Genomic DNA, 496 nt, shown 5'->3' with positions numbered 1-496 from the left:
CCCAGAACGCGTCGTCGGCCGGCAGAGGGACGGTGCCTCCCGGCGCAACCGCGGCCACCTCGGCGGGCGCCTTGAGCCACACCCTGGCGGTGCCGCCGACCTGGGCGTAGAGCGCCTGCGCGCCGGGCACGTCCAGCCGGTACGCGCGCAGCGCGCGTCGCAGCGGTGCGACCGCGTCGCCCACGACGCGCTCGAGGTCCTGGATGCTGGCCACGATGTCCTCCTCGGGGACGATGGGGGCCACCGGCCCCGGGATGGTGATGTCGGGCACGGTGCCCGTGCTCGGTCCGGGGCGACCGACCGTGACGGTCCCGGCGTGCAGGTCCACGCCGCGGGCCAGCAGGTACGGCTCGGGGTCGACCGCGCGCCCGGTCGTGGCGAACGCATCACCCACGAGTGCGAACCGGTCCTCGGGGTACGCCTCGAGGTGCAGGTGCGTCGCGGTGGACGTGCCGGTCTGGCCCATGACGCCCAGCACCGTCCCTGCCTCCACGCG

General features: G+C 75.8%; 1 pseudogene. It reads right to left on the bottom strand.

The features are described 5' to 3' along the window. Positions 1 to 496, bottom strand: a pseudogene (locus tag G3I71_RS46840) (M23 family metallopeptidase); the annotation flags it as partial.

This window comes from Streptomyces sp. SID12501 (assembly GCF_010550245.1).
In the GTDB taxonomy this organism is placed as follows: Bacteria; Actinomycetota; Actinomycetes; order Streptomycetales; family Streptomycetaceae; genus Streptomyces.
This window is presented reverse-complemented; position numbering and strand designations above follow the sequence as displayed.